Source organism: Veillonellales bacterium (assembly GCA_039680175.1).
GTDB lineage: Bacteria > Bacillota > Negativicutes > JAAYSF01 > JAAYSF01 > JBDKTO01.
In genome coordinates this window covers 1-18881 of record JBDKTO010000090.1, presented here as the reverse complement: position 1 = coordinate 18881, position 18881 = coordinate 1, and the positions used below count along the sequence as shown (strand labels likewise).

Sequence of the window (18881 nt, the reverse complement as noted above, 5' to 3'; positions counted from 1 at the left end):
CGGTGTCGTTACGTACCGCACCGGTCAACTTTACGATTACCCAGCGACCGATCAGCTACAGCATCACCAGTACCACCGCCGTCTACGGCTCGGTTGCTCCGGGCACCGTTACCTGGAGCAATCTCTGCGGCGGCGACGATCCCGGCGCCGTCATCAGCGTCAGCAACAGCGGCGGCAGTCCGGTTTCTTCTCTCGCCACGGCTTCCGTGGGGACGTATAGCGAAACGGTATCCTCCCTGTCCAATTCCAACTATACCCTGGCGTCCACCGGCAGCACGCCCGGCACGCTGACCATCACGCCCAGGCCGCTGACCTGGAGCGTGGCAAACACTGCCATCGTCTACGGCACGGCGGCCGTTCCGGGAGCGGCTTCCCTGACTGGCATTGTCAACAATGATATGGTCAATGCTGTCGTAACGGTCTACGATGGTGCCAACACTGCGGTTTCTCTGTCTCCCGCTACGAAGACGGGAACTTACAGCGAAAGAGTGACGGCTATCAGCAACTCCAACTATACCCTGGCCGCCACCGGCAACACCCCCGGCATTTTGACGATTAATACGGCTCCCTGGCAATCCGACTCCTATACCGGTGCAGTCGGCACTGCCGAACAGAGAGCGATTCCCGGCTTTATTAATGCCGCTCCTCTCTTCCGTACTGCCGGTTTCCAGCTTCCGGATTCCCTGACGGTCATTCCGCCGGGCATCAATCTGACGGGTTGTCTGCCATTGACGGATTCGGAGCTTTCCAGGCTTTCAAAACCCGATAAACAATAAAGCAATCATAGCGGAAAGGATACGTAAAAAATGAAAAAAACCAAATTACGTCGCAGCAAAAAGTGGCTGGCGCTCCTGACGCTGCCCTTTGTCTGTACATCATTTCCCGTCTGGGCGGCCACTCCGCCGAATTCCGCAACCGCCCTGGAAGGCAGCAAGCCGCCGGCGATACAGCAGCCGGTTGAAAAAAAAGGCCCGGTCATTTCCGTGGAAGGCCAGGAGCCTCCCGCCGGCGAATCCGGCCAGGTAAGTTTTGCGGTACACTCCTTCCGCTTCAGCGGCGACCTGCCGGTTCCCCAGGAAGAACTGCAGTCCCTTGTAACCGGGGATACCGGTAAAGAAATCACGTTAAGCCGATTAAACGAACTGGCCGGTCGAATCACGAATCACTTGCGGCAAAAAGGCTATCTCGTCGCCTTTGCCTACATACCGGCCCAGGACATCAAGGACGGCGTAGTTACGATTGCCGTGGTTCCCGGCAAATACGAGGAAATCCAAGTCAAAGGTTCGGCCCATATCCGCCCGGAGAGGATCAAAGACATGCTGTTTGCGGCCAGTCCCGGCAGCATCATCACCCGGGAATCCTTGGAGAGAGCGCTGCTGCTGCTGAATGACATCAGCGGCCTGCAAGCCAGCGCTACTCTGGTGCCGGGAAAGGACGCCGGGACTGCCGATCTGGTGGTCACCGCAGCCGACGGCGCCAAGGTGAGCGGCGCTTTCTATGGTGACAACTGGGGCAACCGCTATACTGGCGAAACCCGGACCGGCATCACGGCAACCATCAACAATTGCACCAACACCGGCGACTCCTTCCGCCTGGGCGGCCTGCTCACCGAAGGTCAGCGGCTGGGCGACTATGACTTCGGTTACAGCGCTCTGCTGGGCAATGACGGCGCCCGCTGGAGCGTCAGCCATTCCCGGGTCCATTATACTCTGGGGGAAGAATTTGCCGCTGCCGGCTACAGCGGCCGGTCAGTCACTACCAGCTACAGCGTCAGCTATCCCCTGCGCCGCAGCCGGGAATTCAGCCTCTATGGCTCCGCCGGTTATGATGTGAAGCATCTGAAAGACGCTGCGGCGGGCAATGAATCACCGAAAAACGACGGAATGTGGAATCTCGGTCTGTCCGGCAATTTCAGCGACAATTGGCTGGGCGGCGGTAGTAATTCCTTCTCCCTCACCCACTACCGGGGCAAGCTGGACATCGAAGCTGCCGCCACTGCCGCCTACGATGCTTCTACCGCTCAATCGGCGGGGGACTTTGCCAAAACGGTGCTGGACTGGCATCGGCAGCAGGCTGTAGCCCGCAATCTAAATTTTGCATTCCATTTTACCGGTCAAACGGCCAATAAAAATCTGGATTCCTCGGAAAAGCTGTTTTTGGGCGGAGCCGACGAAGTACGGGCTTTTCCCCAGGGAGAAGCCTCCGGGGATGAAGGCTATCTGATCTCCGGCGAACTCCAGTGGCTGCTGCCGGGACTGTCCGACAGCAAAAACACGGTCAGTCTGGCCGGATTCTACGATTACGGCAATGTGATGGTCAACAAGCACCCCTGGGCCGGTGCGGGCAACAACCGCCGCAGCCTGATGGGAGCCGGTCTGGGCATCCGCTGGGCTCACAGCCGGGAGTATGCTCTCCGCCTCGACTATGCCTGGAAAATCGGCGATGAAACCGCCACCTCCGGCAGCGACAAAAACGGCCGCCTGTGGCTGCAGGGAATCCGCTACTTCTAACTAAATCCACCTACAAGAAAAAATATCAGTCATGCCCGGCCAAAGTGCACCATTATCTGCCCCTGCAACGGGATAAAGAACTGCCCTGCTCATTTTTCATCTGAGCAGGGCAGTTCTTATGGCTGAGGATCGACTGCAATCCTCACTTCAAACATCCGGTTCCAGGGAAAGGATACGTGGATCCGTTCCGGCGAAAGCCAGTCGATATTGGCTTTGGTAAAGGACCGGATCCTTTTTTCCGTTTCGGCTGTGAGCAGCGGCGTCAGCTGATTCAGATACACCAAACTGCCCCCTTGGGGATAAAGCACCTCGCTATCGACCTGGCTGCGAATATTGGCCTGATAGGACCAATCGTCCAAATAACGTACCGCTAATAAATTCCGGCGTTTCTGATCGCTCATGTCACGCGCCAGCATACCCTGACCAACGGCATAGCCAATGGTATTGCTGGCTGTATTCCAGCCGGAATAGGAACTGAACTTTTCCAGCAAATGCCGGCCGGCTAACTCATGCAGCAGAGAATTATCGGCACCATTGCCAAAAGCAATGTCAGCAATGGCAATCTTTTTCCCGGTGTTCAGGTACGACTGAATTTCATCCGCGAACCGATGCATGCCGGGGGTGGATATGGGAAGATTGCTGAAGGAATCGGCCTCCAGTGTCACCCCGTTTACCGGCGTATTGACTACCAGCACCAAATCAGGCCGCTGGGGCGATAACATCACGATTCCGCCGGCGGCAACGATATGGGCGATAATCGTTTTGCCAACCGGTTGATCCTCATAAGTCGGTATAGTATCAGATCCGGACCCCAAAGCATAATGAACTTCCACAATGGGGATACGCGTCTCCAAGTCATTAATCGCCCTGGTTACCAATACCATTCCCAGTTGATCGGCCCCGGGAAAAGTGCCGAACTTGCTGGCCGGAAGGTCGGAAGCGCTTTTAGTCAAAGCCCGTCCTTCTTTATGGGACTGAGAAAAAGGCGCGGTATCGTCCCGGCCGATAATCAGATAGCTGAATATATTATTCCGGGTCATGTCGATGAGTTCGGTATTCATCCGGAAATTTTTGCTCCGCCGATCCAGCCAGTCGTTTAAGTCATCCCGGGGGATTAACTCTCTGACTTCTTTCAGCCGCTTCTGCTCCTCCCCGGTCAGTCCCTGGACTTCTTCTTTGTCCTGGAGAGCTGTCAGCTGAAAAATATTTTCGCCATAAGTTTCATAATAAGGAGGTTCCACTCCGCCGGCGCTCATTTTCGGCGTCCGCATAATGGTACTGAATACATAGATTCGGGCAGTGGGATTGAGTTCCTTCAATTTGCGAAAATTATCCATTCTCGCTTTCAGTTCATAATTAAATAAATGATGCGTACGGGAATCCACCAAGCCACCGTATATCATAGTATCTGCCGATAAAATAATCGCGTCGGCCTGCTTGCAGTTGTCCAGCACCCATTGCCATAGCTGGTAGCTGTCGCCTCCCCGGTTCCGGCTGGCTAAATCGGCGGTCGGCGGTGTCATAATATCCAGCTTAGCCGCCTTAACCGTATCAGCTACATACTCTAAACTAACCGGCCTGTCATCTGCCGGTACATACAGCAGTGTCTTAGCTTGTACCGTCGGCATCAGCAGCAGACAAAATAAAAAGGCCGCCAGCAATATGGACTTGCTATGATTCATTCCATCTCCTCCTTTAATATTTACAGGCACCTTACTTACGGTAAAAACGAGTAAAGAGACCCGCAGCAGCGAGTCCCTATTATTCGTTCACAACATGCACTGAGAAGGATGCCCAAAGCCACTTTATGTTTTATTATCCCACAAAACGGAAGTTATGCCAACCCCAGCCTGGTTACTATTTTCTCTTACAATACTAATACTATTGAACCTGTTTTACCGATAGATCTCTTCCAGGGTAAGGGGCAGGGAATTGTTCAAGCCTTTGGAAAACAGGATTTGGTAGATATCCAGCCCGGAAGTCCGGAAAGAAGAAGCGCAGAAGCGAAGATATAAGGTCCACATGCGGACAAACCGACGACCGAATTTCTTTTCCACTTCCGGCAGATGTTCGGAAAAGTTCTTGTACCAATGTTCCAGGGTCATGGCATAGTGCAGCCGCAGACTTTCGGCGTGGAGCAGATGGAAATCATAGTCGGGGAACAGCCCGATTGTTTCCCGCAGGGAGGGTACATAACCGCCGGGAAAAATATATTTCCGTGCCCAGGCATTCGGTTCATGCTCGATCATATTGGTAATAGTATGCAGCATGGACAACCCTTGAGGCACCAGTAATTCATTTACCTTTTTCATATATTGGGGTAAATTTTCTCTTCCTACATGTTCAAACATTCCCACACTGACAATTCGGTCGAACTGATCTTTTGCCGGGTCAAGATCCAGATAATTCATCAGCTTCACCTGAATCTGTTCGCCCAGTCCCAGTTTCTCGATCCGTTCCCTGGTGCCGGCATACTGTTCCTCGCTTAAAGTAATGCCCACAGCCTTCACTCCATACTGCTGCGCCGCCCGGATAATGAGCCAGCCCCAGCCGCTGCCGATATCCAGCAGACGCTGTCCCTGCTGCAGCCGCAGCTTTTTCAAAATCAAATCAATTTTTTGCAGCTGGGCGTCATAAAGACTGTCTTGGGGCGTTTTAAAATAACCGCAGGAATAGCTCATGGTTTTATCAAGCCATAACGCAAAAAAATCATTGCCTAAATCATAATGATCATGAATATTGTGCCTCTGCTTCAGCTTATCGGCAACGGATGTCAAGCCTTTCAGCGTCCTTCCCATCATCCATTTGCCGCCGCCGTTTTGATCCAGAGCCCCCATATTCATTTCCACTATCCGGCTAATTTCATCCACATCGCCTTCAAAATCAATAATTTCATCCATATAATATTCACCGAAGGTTAAAATCGGGTCTTCAATACTGGCTACCAACGGCGGCTTTTGCTTAAAAATCAGCTTCACCTTCGGCTCGCTGTCTCCATAGAATACTTCCTCACCATCCCAATAACGTACTGTAAGTCCTCCTTTTTTAAATTGTTCAAACACTGCCTGCAATACTGCTTTTTTCACTTAAACCACCTCCATGTTCAATAAGATATTCTTCCACATCACCCAGATAGTCCCCTGCCGGCAGAAAGCAAGATCGCAAAATTTTCATATCCCAGCTTGTCAAATTATGCTACAATTAATATATGATTAGTTATATGCGGAGGTGTAATAATAGATGAGACAGTTTATAAAATTAACCTTAGTTTTAATGATGTCGGCTGTTATCGCCGGTCTGTCGCTACCATCCGCGGCAGCAGCAGCGACAACAGCAACCGCTCAGTCGGCGCCTGGTCAGGCCACGCTTACGGTAAAAGCTACTGTTGATCAACCGGAGATCTTCTGGAAATATACCTTCCTGACAAAAGACTCCGACCTGGGAAAACCGGCCGACATTAAACTTGTCTGGAGTTTTGGGCAAACCCAGATTCATGAAAAAACTGAAACGATTGTCAACGCCGGAAAGGACTCCGGTCAGCTTAGTCTTGTTACCGAAAAAGGTGCCTTAGTAAATATTTTACTTTCTGTCCGGGACAGCAAAAATGTCAATCTAGGTTCCATTAATCTGCAGGTCCGGAATAACGGGCAAACAGAAAGCATCTCATTTACCCCGCCGGAATTTTCCGAACCCAAAATCACCTGGAGCAATTTGTAACATTTCTTGCCCGACAATCCCATAACAGAAGTAAAAGGAAAATTCAAAACAGGAGGTTGCTTTATGGCGTCTTTCGTACAAGGGTTGGAGCCAGCCATTGTCGTATATATTGCGATATACATGCTGGAATGGTCCTGGCAGATTCACAAAAACCACCGGGTATTTCATAACCCCATTCCCCAATTTCCCCTGTGGACCATTAGCGGCACCTATTGGTTTCTCTGCTCCCTGGCCATTGATACTAATCTGGCGCCGTCCTTTGACTGGCTGGCAACTACCGCCGGTATCCTGGGAATAACCGCCTTGGCCTACAGTCTTATTCGCTACCTGCTGGCAAAAAGAGAAGCCGCCAAACTTGCAAAAACTAAGACCCGCCGGAAAAAAGCTTCCGGCAGTCGTTAGCGATATTTGGTTCAAAAAGGAGAGGAATAAAATGATTATCCAAAACCGGGACATCTCCGGTAAAAAGCTGAATGAAACCACTTCCCGCAAGGTCTTAATTGCCGGACAAGAGCTGATGTTAGCGGAGTTTCATTTCGCCAAAGGCGGCGTGGGCGAACCACACCGGCATGAAAGCCACGAACAAGTCGGCTATGTGGTCAAAGGCAGCTTTGAAATTCTGGTAGGCAATGAGAAGAGAATTGTCAAGCAGGGAGACTGCTACCATGCCCCCAAAAATACCCTTCACGGTGTCGTATCCCTGGAAGACGATTCCATCATCGTCGATGCCTTCACTCCCATCCGGCAGGATTTTCTGTAATTCGTTCTGGCTCATACATACCACTGGGATTGTCATTGTGAGCAACAGCGAAGCAATCTCTTTGTGACGGGTGCTTCTTTCAGCTTTGAGATCGCCACGGCTAACGCCTCGCGATGACAGCGCTGTGGTGCTCATGGCTCATAACCATTATAACGGGAGGATTCATATGAAAAACACCGTATTTCTGAATGCCGCTAAAGTGGATTTTGACAAAAAATTAGACTTTTCGTCCATCACCAATCTGACGACTGTTACCAAGTATGATTCCAGCAGCGACGAAGAAATTTTGGCAAGAGTGAACAACCAGAATATTGTTATTACCAAAGAAATGCCGGTTGGCAGGGATATAATCAGCTGCTTTCCCGACTCGGTTCAGCTCATCTGCGAAGCCGGCACCGGCTATAATAACATCGACATTGCCGCTGCCAGAGAAAAAAATATCACCGTCTGCAACCTGCCCGGTTACAGCACCGATGCTGTCGCCCAACTGGCGGTTACCTTTATGCTGAACTTAAGCTCCTCATTGATTCGCCAGCAAATTATGCTGGAGCGGAAAAACTTCGATAACTTTACCAAATATCTACAGGTGCCTCATGCGGAGCTAAAGAACAAGACCCTTGGTGTCATCGGCGCCGGCTCCATCGGCCGTCAAGTGATGAATGTCGCCTTGGCACTGGGAATGAATATCCTGGCCTACAACCGGACGCCGAAATCCTGGGATAACCCTAAAATACAAGCTGCCGGTCTGGACGACCTGCTCAAACAAAGTGATTTTGTCACGATTCACTGTCCCCTTACCGCTGGCACTAGGCACCTGATTAATAAGAACAAGCTGAAGCTGATGAAACCTTCCGCCTTTCTCATCAACACTGCCCGGGGTGCAATCATCAACGAAGCGGATCTGATTGAAGCCTTGCAGCAGAAAGTGATCGCCGGCGCGGCTCTCGACGTTCAGGACCCGGAACCGCCCGCTTTGGACAACCCCTTATTTTCTATGGACAATGTAATCCTCACCCCTCATATCGGCTGGCGCTGCATTGAATCCCGGCAGCGGCTGATCGAACTGCTGGCAGCGGATATTCAAGCCTTCATTGAAGGAAAACCGATTAATGTAGTAAATTGAGTTAGGGACGATTGGCTTTTGGCTCATAGCTCATAGCTCATAGCAAAAAGCAAAAAGCTGTCATTGCGAGCGGCAGCGAAGCAATCTCGGCTGCCGCTCACGATAACAATTCATAGCAATAAAGAATGCCCTAGCATTCCTCTCGGAACGTTAGGGCATTTTATTAACTTATTTCACCGCTTCATAGCCAATCATCAGCGCTTCCATGTTCTTGTCCACCGTATGAGGCGGAACACGATGGGCTACTGCTTTCTTGATGGTATCCAAGGTTACAACACCGGTTACTTTCACCAAAAGACCTAAGGCAATGATATTGGCGAACAGTTCCCGGCCGAGTTTTTCCTTGGACAAGCGGGTAATCGGCACGGATTCGATCTTTTTCCCCTGAGGCGGATTGGGAACCAGGTCGGTATCGATAATCAACAGACCGTCTGCTGCCAAATCAGATGCATATTTGTCGGCTGCCTGCTGCGTCATGGCCAGAACAATTTCCGGACCGACTACTTTCGGATGATATATGAATTTGTCGGAAATAATGACTTCCGCTTTGGAAGCGCCGCCGCGGGCCTCCGGGCCATACGACTGGGATTGTACGGCTTCTTTTCCTTCCAAAATAGCGGCTTCCGCCAGGATAATCCCGGCGGTGATTAAGCCCTGACCGCCTGAGCCGGATAAACGAATCTGGTTCATTTCTGACCCCCCTCTGCCCGTTCAATCACATGGGCATATTCTGCCGAATATTCGCCAAACTGGGATTCATATAAAACTCCCAGCGGGAATTTTTCCGTTCTTTCTTCTGCCGACAGTTTCTCATAAGCAACTTTCGGCACACCGTGTTCACCCATCCATTTCAACATAGCCGAAGAGTCACCTAATTTGTTTTGCCGGCCATAAGAGATTGGGCAGGGAGTAATGGCTTCAATTAGGGAGAACCCGTTATTCTGAATGCCTTTGGCAATCAGATCCGGCAGCTGCGCCGCATGGAAAGCCGTACCCCTGGCCACGAAAGTCGCACCGGCCGCCTGAGCCAGCTGGCAGGGATCGAAGGGACGATCTACCGTGCCGTAAGGAGCGGTGGTCGCCTTTTTGGTGGTTGGCGTCAACGGAGAGGCCTGACCGCCGGTCATCCCGTAAATATTGTTGTTAAACAGCACGACGGTTAAGTCCACATTACGCCGGGCGCCATGAATAAAATGGTTGCCGCCGATAGCCGTGCAGTCGCCGTCGCCGGTGATAACAATGACTTTCAGTTCCGGATTGGCCAGTTTCACGCCGGTAGCGAAAGGAATCGCCCGGCCGTGAGCCGTGTGCAGTGTGTCAAAGTCCATATAGCCGCTGGCCCTAGAGGAGCAGCCGATACCGGATACGATAACGGTTTTGTCCTGATCCATATCCAGCTTGGCTATGGCTTTGGCAATGGATTTCATGATGATGCCGTTGCCGCAGCCGGGACACCAAATGTGGGGCAGACGGTTGCTTCTAAAGTATTGTTCGTAATCTTTCATTTTGCCACCTCCGAGACGAGTTGATCGATGGCGCCGCCGATTTCCGCAGGCGTAAATATCTCTGTATTATATTTCGGCAGGGAAACGACCTTGGCCTGACCCGCTGCGGCCCGTTCAATTTCCCGCACCAGCTGCCCGTAGTTCATTTCCGGCACCAGAATCGCCTTTGTTTTTGCCGCTACTTTTTGAATGACTTTGTCGGCGAAAGGCCAGATGGTCATGAGCCGCACCATGCCGACTTTTTGGCCTTTGGCACGAGCCGCTTCCACTGCGGCGTAAGCGGTACGGGCAGTTCCGCCATAGGTTACGACAGCCACTTCGGCGTCGTCCATGAAGAATTCATCGTAATGGGTAATTTCATCTTTGACCCGATCAATTTTTTCATGCAGCCGTTTAATGCACTCTTCGGTAACTTTCGGGCTGCCGGTGGGAAACCCGGTGTCGTCGTGGACCAGGCCGCTGACATGAATCCGGTAGCCTGTCCCAAAGTCTGCCGGGTTCGGTACCAAATCATCTTCCGGGGTAAAGGGCTGATAGCCTTCGGCCCGGGATTTTGTCGGTTTCCGCCGCGGATAAATTTCGATTTCGTTTTGTTCAGGCAGCACTACTTTTTCCCGCATATGGCCGACGACTTCATCCAGTAAAATGATGACCGGCGTACGGAACCGTTCAGAATAATTGACGGCTTTTACGGCTACATCAAAGGCTTCCCGCACTGTCCAGGGTGACAGGGCAATCATGGGATGATCGCCGTGAGTACCCCAGCGGGCCTGCATGACGTCGCCTTGTGCCGGTGAAGTCGGCTGGCCGGTAGAAGGACCTACCCGTTGTACGTTGGCGATAACGGCCGGAATTTCGGCAATCGCCGCGTAACCGATCAGTTCTTGTTTCAGGGAGAATCCGGGGCCGGAAGTTGCGGTCAAAACTTTCTTGCCGCCCAGGCTTGCGCCCAGAATAACGGCCATGCTGGCGATTTCATCTTCCATCTGAATGAAAGTGCCGCCTACTTTCGGTAGTTCTCTTGCCATTTGTTCGGCAATTTCGGTGGACGGGGTAATCGGATACCCGCCAAAGAAGCGTACGCCAGCGGCTAATGCGCCTTGGGCACAGGCTTCATTTCCCTGCATAAGTTTTGCTTGTGTCATTATTTACCCTCCTTAGGTGCCACACGAATGGCGAAATCGGGACAGCGCAGTTCGCATTGCCCGCACTGGATGCAGTCCGCTTCACGGACCGCCTGGACTTTTCCCAGAGTATCCAGTGCCAGAACTTTTTTCGGGCAGAAGGTTACACACACATTGCAGCCCTTGCAGCGATTGGTCCGAATGATCAGTTTGCTCACAATAGATTCCTCCTATTTTAGAATTACATTGCTTATGTGGAACTTCCAGCAAAATGCTGCTGTGCACAGTATGGGAAATACCGGCGAGCCGGCATTTCCCCGCAACGAAAGAAAAAGCGGAAATGCCGAAGGGTTTTTGCCCTTAAGGAACTAATCCCATCCAGGTCCAGAATGTCATGACCATAATGCTCATATAGGCTGCGGCAAAAACACTCATCACACTGCCGGTGCGAATCATTTCGTTGACCCGAATATGCCCGGTGCCGATAACAACAGCGTTTGGCATATTGCTGACCGGCAAAATATATTGATGCTGCATATTCATCCCCAGAATCAAGGCAAAAACCAACGGATCGGCGCCAATGGCAACGGCATGAGCCAGTACAACCGGCGTAAGAGCTGTTGTTTTCGGTCCGCCGCCGGTAAAAAAGATCTGCAGCGCCGTAACAATCCAAATCAGAATCACCATCTGTATGCCAAGCGAAAGCCCGACAATCGGCCCCAGCAAAGTGCCGGCCAGCCATTTGGCGGCACCGGATGTTACCATAGCAACCCCCATGGACAAGCCGGAGCCGTATAGGACAAACACATTCCAGGGAACTTTCTGCTGGGCTTCCTTCCATGACATTACGCCAATGGAAGGCCAGAGCAGCAGGGTAATGGATAACATTCCCACAATAGCAACATTGACCTTATGATAAGAATCGGTAGCCCACAGAAGCAGTGTTACGATAAATACCACTAACGTATATTTCTCTTTTTTTGAGAAAACTCCTATCGCAGCCAGCTCATTTTTTACATATTCCTGCGCATTATCAATCGTTTTGATTTCCGGCGGCCACATCCATTTTATCAAAAATACGGACAAAAAGGCCAAAGAAAAAGCGGGAAACGCGCCAATTCTGAACCATTCCGACCAGGTAACAACTTTATGGGTTGCAGCTTCAATCAGACCGGCAGTAGCCGGATTTCCCACATGACCGGTTAAAACGCCGCAGCTCATCATCGTGCCGCTCATCGCCACGATAAAGAAAAGGGCTTTGATTATATTGCTTTTCCCTTTCTCTGCCTTAAAAGCCTGACCGATACCTAAAATGATAGGAAGCATCAGCAATGTCCTGGCTGTAATCGAAGGGACCAGGAAAGTGGTAACGGCAATAGCGGCGGCAACGGCCCAGTAAATTTTTACCGCCGAACCGCCGGCCGCATTGATCATAAACAAAGCAATCCGCTTGGAAAGACCTGATTTTTCCATACAGCCGGCCATAATAAAGCCGATAACAATTAACCAGAGTGAAGTATTGGAATACCCGGCAAAGGCTCCGCCAACATTGGTGGCTCCCAGTCCGGCCAACAGTAAGACAATAACAATGCCGCTCAGAGCATCATCCAGAGCCTGGGTAATCCAGATAATAATGGCAAATACGGCGATTGCCAGGGATTTTTTCCCTTGGAGCGAAAGGCCCTGGGCATCAGGGGTAGCCCAGATGATTCCGACTAAAGCAACGATCGCCAGGATAATTGCCCACCATTTCGTCTTTTGCATCTTCATCCTCCCCGCGATTATTATTTTATCCTAATTTTCAGCAGCACTCTCTTAAGAAGCGCGATAATCAAACATTTTACCCGGATTCAGCAGACATTTGGGATCCACGGCCTGTTTTACATCTTTGCCAAACTGGAATCCCTCTTCCCCTAATTCCCAAACCAGGAAGGGCGCTTTCAGATAACCGATACCATGCTCGCCGCTTAAAGTACCGCCCAGTTTCAACGCTGCCTGAAATAATTCTTCCACCGCCTTGCTCACCCGGGCCATTTCTTCCTTGTCATGCTTGTTGCTGAGGATATTGGGATGCAGGTTTCCATCACCGGCATGACCGAAGATGACCATTTTTAGTTTATATTTTTCGGCAATTTCCCGGACGGCAGCGACCATTTCGGGAATACGGCTCCTGGGAACAGTAGCGTCTTCAGAAATCTTGGTCGGGTTAATCTTGCCGCAGGCCGGCGATACCGAGCGGCGGGCTTTCCACAGAGCGTCGGCTTCCTTGGTCGTTTTCGCTGCTTTCACGGTTAGCGCCTTACAATCCTGACACACTTTCATCACATGCTGCACGTGTTTCTCCACTGCTTTCGGGTCTCCGTCCACTTCAATCAGCAGAATAGCCCCGGCTTCCACCGGCAGGCCGATATTGAGGAAATTTTCCACCGCCCGGATCGTAGAGTTATCCATGATCTCTAAAGTGGTAGGAATAACTCCCGAAGCCATCATAGTGCTTACTGTCGTAGCGGCATCTTCAATTCGATCGAAAATCGCCATCATCGTCTGTTTTGCCTGAGGCTTCTGGGTCAATTTGAGCATGATTTTGGTAATCACCCCCAAAGTACCTTCCGAACCGCAGAACAGCATGGTCCAGTCCGGACCGCTCATGTCCCCGTCCACCAGATTTCCGGTCTGTACAATACTGCCGTCCGCCAGGACCACTTCCAGACCCAGAACGTAATTCCGGGTAATGCCATACTTTACGCCGTGGGGTCCGCCGGCACATTCAGAGATATTTCCCCCCAAGGTGGCCATCTTACTGCTGGCCGGGTCCGGGGGATAAAACAGTCCCGCCTGATCCACCGCTGCCAGATAATTCTGCGTCACGATTCCCGGTTCGACAATGGCGTAACGGTTGACCGTATTGATTTCGATAATGTGATTGAGACGGGTCATTTCCAGAACAATACCGCCTTTTACCGGAACCGCGCCGCCGGAAAGTCCGGTGGCCGCGCCCCGGGTCACCACCGGTATGTCGTGCTCATAGGCAACGCGGCAAACAGCGGCGATTTCATCCCGCGACCCCGGCTGAAGAACCAGATCCGGCATGGCATTGATAAAAGTGGAATCAAAGGAATAACAGTACCGGTCTTCAAATTCAGTCAAAGCATGCTTTTCTCCCACGATGGCTGTTAATTTCCGTACAATCTGCTGGTCCATCCTTATTTTCCTCCTTTCTTCTGATTTTCGCCGCTTTTATAGGCCATGTCGATTAATTCGGCAGTGTGCATGACCTTCATATTGCTGCCGCGCTGGCTGAGTCCGTCGGTAATGTGCATACGGCAGGCCGAACAGCCGGTGACAAGATAATCGGCGCCGGTATCCGCCGCATTGTCCAATTTATGATCATTAATCCGGCGGGAGAGGTCATAATACACCATACTGAAGGTTCCGCCGGCGCCGCAGCACACATCGGCATCCTTCATATCACGAAAATCCAGCTTGGGCACCGCGGCAAAAACCTGCCGCGGCTGCTTGCTCACATCCATGCCCCGTACCAGATGACAGGCATCATGATAGGTGATTTTAAGGGGCAGCGGCCCAAACAAGCCTGGATCGCCAAACTTTTCAACAAATTCGCTGATATCCATGACTTTAGCGGATATCTTTTCCCATTTACGCCGCGTGTCCTCATCCTGAATAATTTCACCGTATTCATTCTTGAGGGCGGCACCGCAGGAGGCACAAGCAGTAATTACCAGATCATAGTCCCCTGACAGAACCCGGACATTGTCGGCCGCAAGTTTCCGGCCGGTATCCTGATCGCCGGAAGTAAAAGCCGGTGTACCACAGCAAGCCTGGTCAGAAGGAACCGTTACATCCCAGCCGTTTTTCCGCAGAATATTGACAACAGCTTCCCCTGCCTCCGGATAAATGTAATTCAGCATGCAGCCGGTAAAAAATACCGCTTTCCCTTTAGCGTTTTCCCCGGTGATTTTTTCCGGGATTCGATCCCGCAGCGGTTTGTCTGCCAACGGCGGTATAATGCGCCGCAAATCCAGACCCGAACCGGGAATATTGAACCGGGCCTGATTGCCCCGGCCATCAGCCGATTTTTTCATAAATACATTTTGCATCACCGAGCCGAAGCGCAGCCCGGTGTCAAACAACTTGCGGAAAGTCAGTCCTTTAAAGGCCACCCGTTTCACCAGCGGCAAGCTGTTCTTCCTGGCATTGGCCTGGCGGGCGCTCAAAAATAGAAGATCGGTCCGCACACCGGAAGGGCAGCCTTTGACACAGGCCTTGCACAATAAGCACTTGTTAAAGCGCTCCTGCAGAATCGGCGTCAGCTTGACGTTTCCTTCCACGACGCCTTCCAACAATTGTACCTTTCCCCGGGCCGTGGTGTTTTCGCTATTTTCCTCCTTAAATACCGGGCAGACAGAACGGCAGGTTCCGCAGCGTATACACTTTACCAGCTGCTTTTTCCATTGTTCCTGGACATGTTCCTCGCTCATGCTAATCCCTCCTGGGGAGCAAAAATTTCTTGGGGATCAATCGTCCGGCGCAATTGGGCCTCCAGCTTGCCTAACGGCCCGTCAGGCAGCTTTCCCTGCCGTCGGTCGTAGCTGCCGCTGGCGGCTCCGCCGGATTGTTTCACTTTATCAGAAATAGCCGCTGCCTTCGCCGCGACATCCGTCAGATCCTTAGCGAAAGCTGCATGCAGTTTTCCTTCAGCCCACTGTCCGAACCAGCCGAACTGTGGATATGCCTGTCCCAGTGCTGCGAGAACCGGCTGTTGTTTATCATATAATACTTTCCATTCATCACATATCCGGCCGGCCGACTGGGAAGCAAATAAATTTTTCAGCGGCAGGGAATCGCCTTCAGCGCCGGCGGCAGTCACTGACAGTGCCTGATTTTTCTCAGCCCACTGTCGGACTTTTTGCCCAAAGCCCTCTACCTCCTGCGTAACGCCGTCCAGTTCAAACTCTAGCAGGAAGGGAACTGTATCCGCCCTGCCTAAAAGCAGCCGCTGCGTCCTGTCATCGGCGGCCAGCAGAAACGCCGGGGCAACCGGATTGTTTCTCAAATCATTAATGAAGCTAAACACCTGCTGCAACGAAACGAATCCCGCAGTAAACGTCGTGCGACATTCCGGCTGGGGCAGCAGTTTCAGTAAAAATTCCACTCCTATCCCGATATCGCAGTATGCCCCCGCCAAAAACCGGGTGAAGTCGTAGCCGGTTACATTCTTTACCGTTTTCCCTCCTGTCCTGATGCTCTTACCGGAAGGAAGAATATAGGTCGAACCCATCAGCGTATGTTTTCCCGGACCGTACTTCCAGGAAGAAACGCTGGGACAGCCATGATAAACCCACTCCCCGACTGTTAAATGGCGATAGTAGGGTGCATCGGCCGGTATGAACCGCAGTCCTTTTTGGGCAAGAGTTTCCGCCAAATCTCCCATCAGCAGGCCCGGCTCAACCGTCGCCACTAGATTATCGGAATCAATTTCCGTCAGTGCCTTCAGCTTCCCCAGATCCAGTCTTCTGCCTTCAGCCGGAACTTTTTCCCGATATACACAAAGAGTCGTTTTGTCGCGGGCTGCCTGCTGCAAAATAGCTGAAATTTCCTGTCTTGATTGTACGCTCACCGTTGATTCTGTCTTCAAAGCTTTACACCTCCCGGTCAAATAGAAATCTTGCTTACATTACTATGAAGGACTATAAAATATTACGATTGACTTACTCTCAGTATACAAAAAATTTATAAATTTTTCTGTATTTTTCAGACGAAACAGACAAATTAACTGACAAACATGTATTTATTGCCGGGTTAAAGGCCAAACCGCTTGTCCTCCTATACTGCAAACTCATTGCCCACACCAAACCGGCATGGGCAATGAGCGGACATACTCCCTATTTACAATCACTGGTAATAGAGATATCCGGGAACAAGAGAATCCATAGACTGATAACTAATACGAGAAACCAGAGGAATCGGGAACCACCAAAAAACATTAAAATTCCTCCTTTAAATAAAATTCTATAGCAGCTCTTTCAGCTACTGTATCTTATTCCCCTGGTTCTCATTATGTTACTGTTGAAAACTACTTGTGCAGCGGTTATCTGCTAATGATGAAAATTTTGACCGGCACCGCATTCACTGCGGTGTCCATTTTTTCAAAAAGTATCACCAAAATCTCTTTGTTTACATAGAATATAGCAAATCGTCCTCACTCGGTTTAAAAAAGGAGGAATCCACGATGTTTCGCGATAACTGGGATGACCCTGAAATAATCGACTGGGAAGAAACGCGGTTTAACGAAGATACGGAAGATGAGCGAATCATCCTCTGTAACCCGAACCTTTGCTACCCGCGCTCATGTTTCCCCCGTCGGCAGTGCTTTCCCTTCTCTTGTTTCCCCCGGCAGCAATGCTTCCCGCTCTTCTGTCTTCCCCGTCGGCAATGTTCCCCATTCTTTTGTTTTCCTAGGCGACAGTGCTATCCCCGCTTCTGTTTTCCCTGGCAGCAATGCTACCCGCGATTTTGCTTTCCCCGGCAGCAATGCTTTCCCCGTTAAGAAAATTTTTCTTCAAGCCAGGCCGTCTTATAGGCGGCCCTTTGTCTTGGCAAATTTCTTCAACCCGCAGCTTATTTTTGTGATATTTTGGTAATAAACCTTTCCGCCGCAGGCAGTGTTTCAACCGACCACCAAGGAGAACAACTGCTCAATTCCGCTAATGAATACCCGCCTGTCGCTATCCCGATAGTATAGGCGCCAATTGTTTTCCCGCAGCGGATATCATGGGGAGTATCCCCGATGACATAGACTTGATGAGCCGGACAATAGCCCCAATGGGTCCGAACGATCTCCCGAGCATTTCGGGCAATCTCATCTCTGTCTTCATACTGTTCGGCAAAGGCACTGCAGGAAAAATCAAAATACTTTGCCAGCCCGAAGTAATCCAATTTGATCTGCGCCCCTGTTTTGCTGTTGCCTGTCAGCAGCAGCAGCCGATAATCATCCCGGCCGCAAAGCTTTGCTAAAATACTTTGTACCCCCGGTAAAACAAGCCCGTTTCTCGCTGCCAACTGCTCAGGCAGAAACGATTCGTAACGGCGGCATAATGCTTCAATCTCCTCCCCTGCCGGCTCTCTTTTTACAATGGCTTGAACAACCTGCCGGCTGATAAAATTATCTGTCATACCGGCTGTACGAATTTCCCCAAAGTCAACTGATTTCCCCCAGATTTCTTCCACAGCCTGCCGGAATGCGTACAAGCCGGCTTGGTAAGTTCTGATCAGTGTCCCGTCTATATCCCAGAAAAGTAGCCGCAACGTAAACTCCTCCCCCTAACGTTATAGATTTTTCCTCTGCTTTACTCCTTAAAAACCTTTCTTCTGATACCAGTTAATTATTGGAACATGTGTCCGCCCGGTTTACTAAACCTGCCTGAACCGATACGGAAGACGGACCGCTCCCACCAGAAAAATATTGATCGATAATACTGCTGCTATAATTAAGATTCGAATTACCGTTAAAGGTTGCAAACTTTGCCCCGATATACTCCGCTCATCAGTCCCAGCACCACTTTCCAAAACAGCTGGAATAAGCAAATCTAAAATCTTCTTTGTAATCTAATTTCCGGTAAAAAAATTTTTTCCTGACAATAATAGCAATAATTACTGTTATCCTTACAATATAGTAAGCAAAAGTCTTACATTTCTATTGACAAAAGCACTACGTAATGTTACCCTAAACTTGTATTTAAGGATAAAATTAAATACACTTCCTCATTTTATGGTCTTAAGGCTAATTTTTCCCTTCCTTGTTAAAGCCTTAAGGCCAATTTTTTATGTCATTAAAAAGCAGGGAACCCGCTTGACCGGCTCCCTGCTTTAATAATGCCGTCTTTAAACAGCCCGCCAAGTCAGGCCAGCAATTTGCACAATCAGGCAAATAACAGCGGACGCAGCACAGCAATTCAACCGCCTGAAATTATTGTATTACTTTAAGTCCGTCGGGACTGTCATCATTGTCTTCAGCTGTCTGTTTGGGCTCCTCGTCCGGAGCTTCCTCAGGCTGTGCGGCGGCAGACTCAGCCGCGGCTGCGGCCTCCGTTGCTGCGGCAGGCTCCGCTGCCGCGACCGGGG

18 protein-coding genes are annotated in these 18881 nt (G+C 50.6%); 6 read left to right on the top strand and 12 right to left on the bottom strand.

Going from position 1 to position 18881, the window contains the following annotated elements; translation table 11 throughout:
* The coding region (locus ABFC84_15330; GenBank protein MEN6414110.1) for an MBG domain-containing protein at nucleotides 1–776 on the top strand (776 nt) is incomplete at its 5' end.
* Between the two features lie 30 nt (nucleotides 777–806).
* On the top strand, nucleotides 807–2510 hold the full coding sequence (locus tag ABFC84_15325; protein MEN6414109.1) for a ShlB/FhaC/HecB family hemolysin secretion/activation protein: 1704 nt from the start codon (nucleotides 807–809) through the stop codon (nucleotides 2508–2510).
* 116 nt (nucleotides 2511–2626) lie between these two features.
* Here ABFC84_15325 and ABFC84_15320 read toward each other — a convergent pair whose 3' ends face one another.
* Both ABFC84_15320 and ABFC84_15315 read right to left on the bottom strand, forming a co-directional pair.
* The gene (locus tag ABFC84_15320; GenBank protein MEN6414108.1) at nucleotides 2627–4192 is read right to left on the bottom strand and encodes a DUF4127 family protein; all 1566 of its coding nucleotides are present in this window, start codon (nucleotides 4190–4192) and stop codon (nucleotides 2627–2629) included.
* 213 nt (nucleotides 4193–4405) lie between these two features.
* Nucleotides 4406–5596, bottom strand: coding sequence for a cyclopropane-fatty-acyl-phospholipid synthase family protein (locus ABFC84_15315; GenBank protein MEN6414107.1), 1191 nt, complete (start codon nucleotides 5594–5596; stop codon nucleotides 4406–4408).
* 154 nt (nucleotides 5597–5750) lie between these two features.
* Here ABFC84_15315 and ABFC84_15310 point away from each other — a divergent pair, with 154 nt between their 5' ends.
* From ABFC84_15310 to ABFC84_15295, 4 genes are all read left to right on the top strand, one after another.
* A complete protein-coding gene (locus ABFC84_15310) occupies nucleotides 5751–6227 on the top strand; it encodes a hypothetical protein (protein ID MEN6414106.1) in 477 nt (158 codons plus the stop codon).
* A 63-nt stretch (nucleotides 6228–6290) separates the two neighbouring features.
* On the top strand, nucleotides 6291–6629 hold the full coding sequence (locus tag ABFC84_15305; GenBank protein MEN6414105.1) for a hypothetical protein: 339 nt from the start codon (nucleotides 6291–6293) through the stop codon (nucleotides 6627–6629).
* Nucleotides 6630–6660: 31 nt separating this feature from the next.
* Nucleotides 6661–6987, top strand: coding sequence for a cupin domain-containing protein (locus ABFC84_15300; protein ID MEN6414104.1), 327 nt, complete (start codon nucleotides 6661–6663; stop codon nucleotides 6985–6987).
* Between the two features lie 166 nt (nucleotides 6988–7153).
* Nucleotides 7154–8110: an NAD(P)-dependent oxidoreductase gene (locus ABFC84_15295; protein ID MEN6414103.1), complete on the top strand. Its 957-nt coding sequence runs from the start codon at nucleotides 7154–7156 to the stop codon at nucleotides 8108–8110.
* 168 nt (nucleotides 8111–8278) lie between these two features.
* On the opposite strand, the gene ABFC84_15290 is transcribed toward ABFC84_15295, so the two are convergent.
* The 10 genes from ABFC84_15290 to ABFC84_15245 all read right to left on the bottom strand — a co-directional run bounded on the left by ABFC84_15290 (nucleotide 8279) and on the right by ABFC84_15245 (nucleotide 18065).
* A complete protein-coding gene (locus tag ABFC84_15290; protein MEN6414102.1) occupies nucleotides 8279–8800 on the bottom strand; it encodes a 2-oxoacid:acceptor oxidoreductase family protein in 522 nt (173 codons plus the stop codon).
* Complete coding sequence (locus ABFC84_15285) at nucleotides 8797–9615, bottom strand: 2-oxoacid:ferredoxin oxidoreductase subunit beta (GenBank protein MEN6414101.1); 819 nt, start codon at nucleotides 9613–9615, stop codon at nucleotides 8797–8799. Before ABFC84_15285 ends, ABFC84_15290 begins: the two co-directional genes overlap by 4 nt.
* The gene (locus tag ABFC84_15280; protein MEN6414100.1) at nucleotides 9612–10760 is read right to left on the bottom strand and encodes a 2-oxoacid:acceptor oxidoreductase subunit alpha; all 1149 of its coding nucleotides are present in this window, start codon (nucleotides 10758–10760) and stop codon (nucleotides 9612–9614) included. Before ABFC84_15280 ends, ABFC84_15285 begins: the two co-directional genes overlap by 4 nt.
* Nucleotides 10760–10957, bottom strand: coding sequence for a 4Fe-4S binding protein (locus ABFC84_15275; GenBank protein ID MEN6414099.1), 198 nt, complete (start codon nucleotides 10955–10957; stop codon nucleotides 10760–10762). The genes ABFC84_15280 and ABFC84_15275 overlap by 1 nt, the downstream gene beginning before the upstream one ends.
* Before the next feature lie 142 nt (nucleotides 10958–11099).
* Nucleotides 11100–12503, bottom strand: coding sequence for a DASS family sodium-coupled anion symporter (locus ABFC84_15270; protein ID MEN6414098.1), 1404 nt, complete (start codon nucleotides 12501–12503; stop codon nucleotides 11100–11102).
* Between the two features lie 51 nt (nucleotides 12504–12554).
* Complete coding sequence (locus ABFC84_15265) at nucleotides 12555–13940, bottom strand: FAD-linked oxidase C-terminal domain-containing protein (GenBank protein ID MEN6414097.1); 1386 nt, start codon at nucleotides 13938–13940, stop codon at nucleotides 12555–12557.
* A gap of 2 nt (nucleotides 13941–13942) precedes the next feature.
* Nucleotides 13943–15238 carry a (Fe-S)-binding protein gene (locus ABFC84_15260; GenBank protein MEN6414096.1) on the bottom strand — a complete coding sequence of 432 codons (1296 nt, stop codon included), beginning with the start codon at nucleotides 15236–15238 and terminating at the stop codon, nucleotides 13943–13945.
* On the bottom strand, nucleotides 15235–16395 hold the full coding sequence (locus tag ABFC84_15255) for an FAD-binding oxidoreductase (protein ID MEN6414095.1): 1161 nt from the start codon (nucleotides 16393–16395) through the stop codon (nucleotides 15235–15237). Before ABFC84_15255 ends, ABFC84_15260 begins: the two co-directional genes overlap by 4 nt.
* Nucleotides 16396–17106: 711 nt before the next feature.
* Entirely contained in the window at nucleotides 17107–17292 is a 186-nt protein-coding gene (locus ABFC84_15250) for a hypothetical protein (GenBank protein MEN6414094.1), read from the bottom strand.
* Between the two features lie 86 nt (nucleotides 17293–17378).
* Nucleotides 17379–18065, bottom strand: coding sequence for an HAD hydrolase-like protein (locus ABFC84_15245; protein MEN6414093.1), 687 nt, complete (start codon nucleotides 18063–18065; stop codon nucleotides 17379–17381).
* Between the last annotated feature and the right edge of the window lie 816 nt (nucleotides 18066–18881).

Excerpts from the sequence above, each read along its gene's own strand:
- ABFC84_15325 (MEN6414109.1), top strand. The coding sequence starts at position 807 with ATGAAAAAAACCAAATTACGTCGCAGCAAAAAGTGGCTGGCGCTCCTG.
- ABFC84_15320 (MEN6414108.1), bottom strand. The coding sequence starts at position 4,192 with ATGAATCATAGCAAGTCCATATTGCTGGCGGCCTTTTTATTTTGTCTG.
- ABFC84_15310 (MEN6414106.1), top strand. The coding sequence starts at position 5,751 with ATGAGACAGTTTATAAAATTAACCTTAGTTTTAATGATGTCGGCTGTT.
- ABFC84_15305 (MEN6414105.1), top strand. The coding sequence starts at position 6,291 with ATGGCGTCTTTCGTACAAGGGTTGGAGCCAGCCATTGTCGTATATATT.
- ABFC84_15300 (MEN6414104.1), top strand. The coding sequence starts at position 6,661 with ATGATTATCCAAAACCGGGACATCTCCGGTAAAAAGCTGAATGAAACC.
- ABFC84_15295 (MEN6414103.1), top strand. The coding sequence starts at position 7,154 with ATGAAAAACACCGTATTTCTGAATGCCGCTAAAGTGGATTTTGACAAA.
- ABFC84_15290 (MEN6414102.1), bottom strand. The coding sequence starts at position 8,800 with ATGAACCAGATTCGTTTATCCGGCTCAGGCGGTCAGGGCTTAATCACC.
- ABFC84_15285 (MEN6414101.1), bottom strand. The coding sequence starts at position 9,615 with ATGAAAGATTACGAACAATACTTTAGAAGCAACCGTCTGCCCCACATT.
- ABFC84_15280 (MEN6414100.1), bottom strand. The coding sequence starts at position 10,760 with ATGACACAAGCAAAACTTATGCAGGGAAATGAAGCCTGTGCCCAAGGC.
- ABFC84_15270 (MEN6414098.1), bottom strand. The coding sequence starts at position 12,503 with ATGCAAAAGACGAAATGGTGGGCAATTATCCTGGCGATCGTTGCTTTA.
- ABFC84_15265 (MEN6414097.1), bottom strand. The coding sequence starts at position 13,940 with ATGGACCAGCAGATTGTACGGAAATTAACAGCCATCGTGGGAGAAAAG.
- ABFC84_15260 (MEN6414096.1), bottom strand. The coding sequence starts at position 15,238 with ATGAGCGAGGAACATGTCCAGGAACAATGGAAAAAGCAGCTGGTAAAG.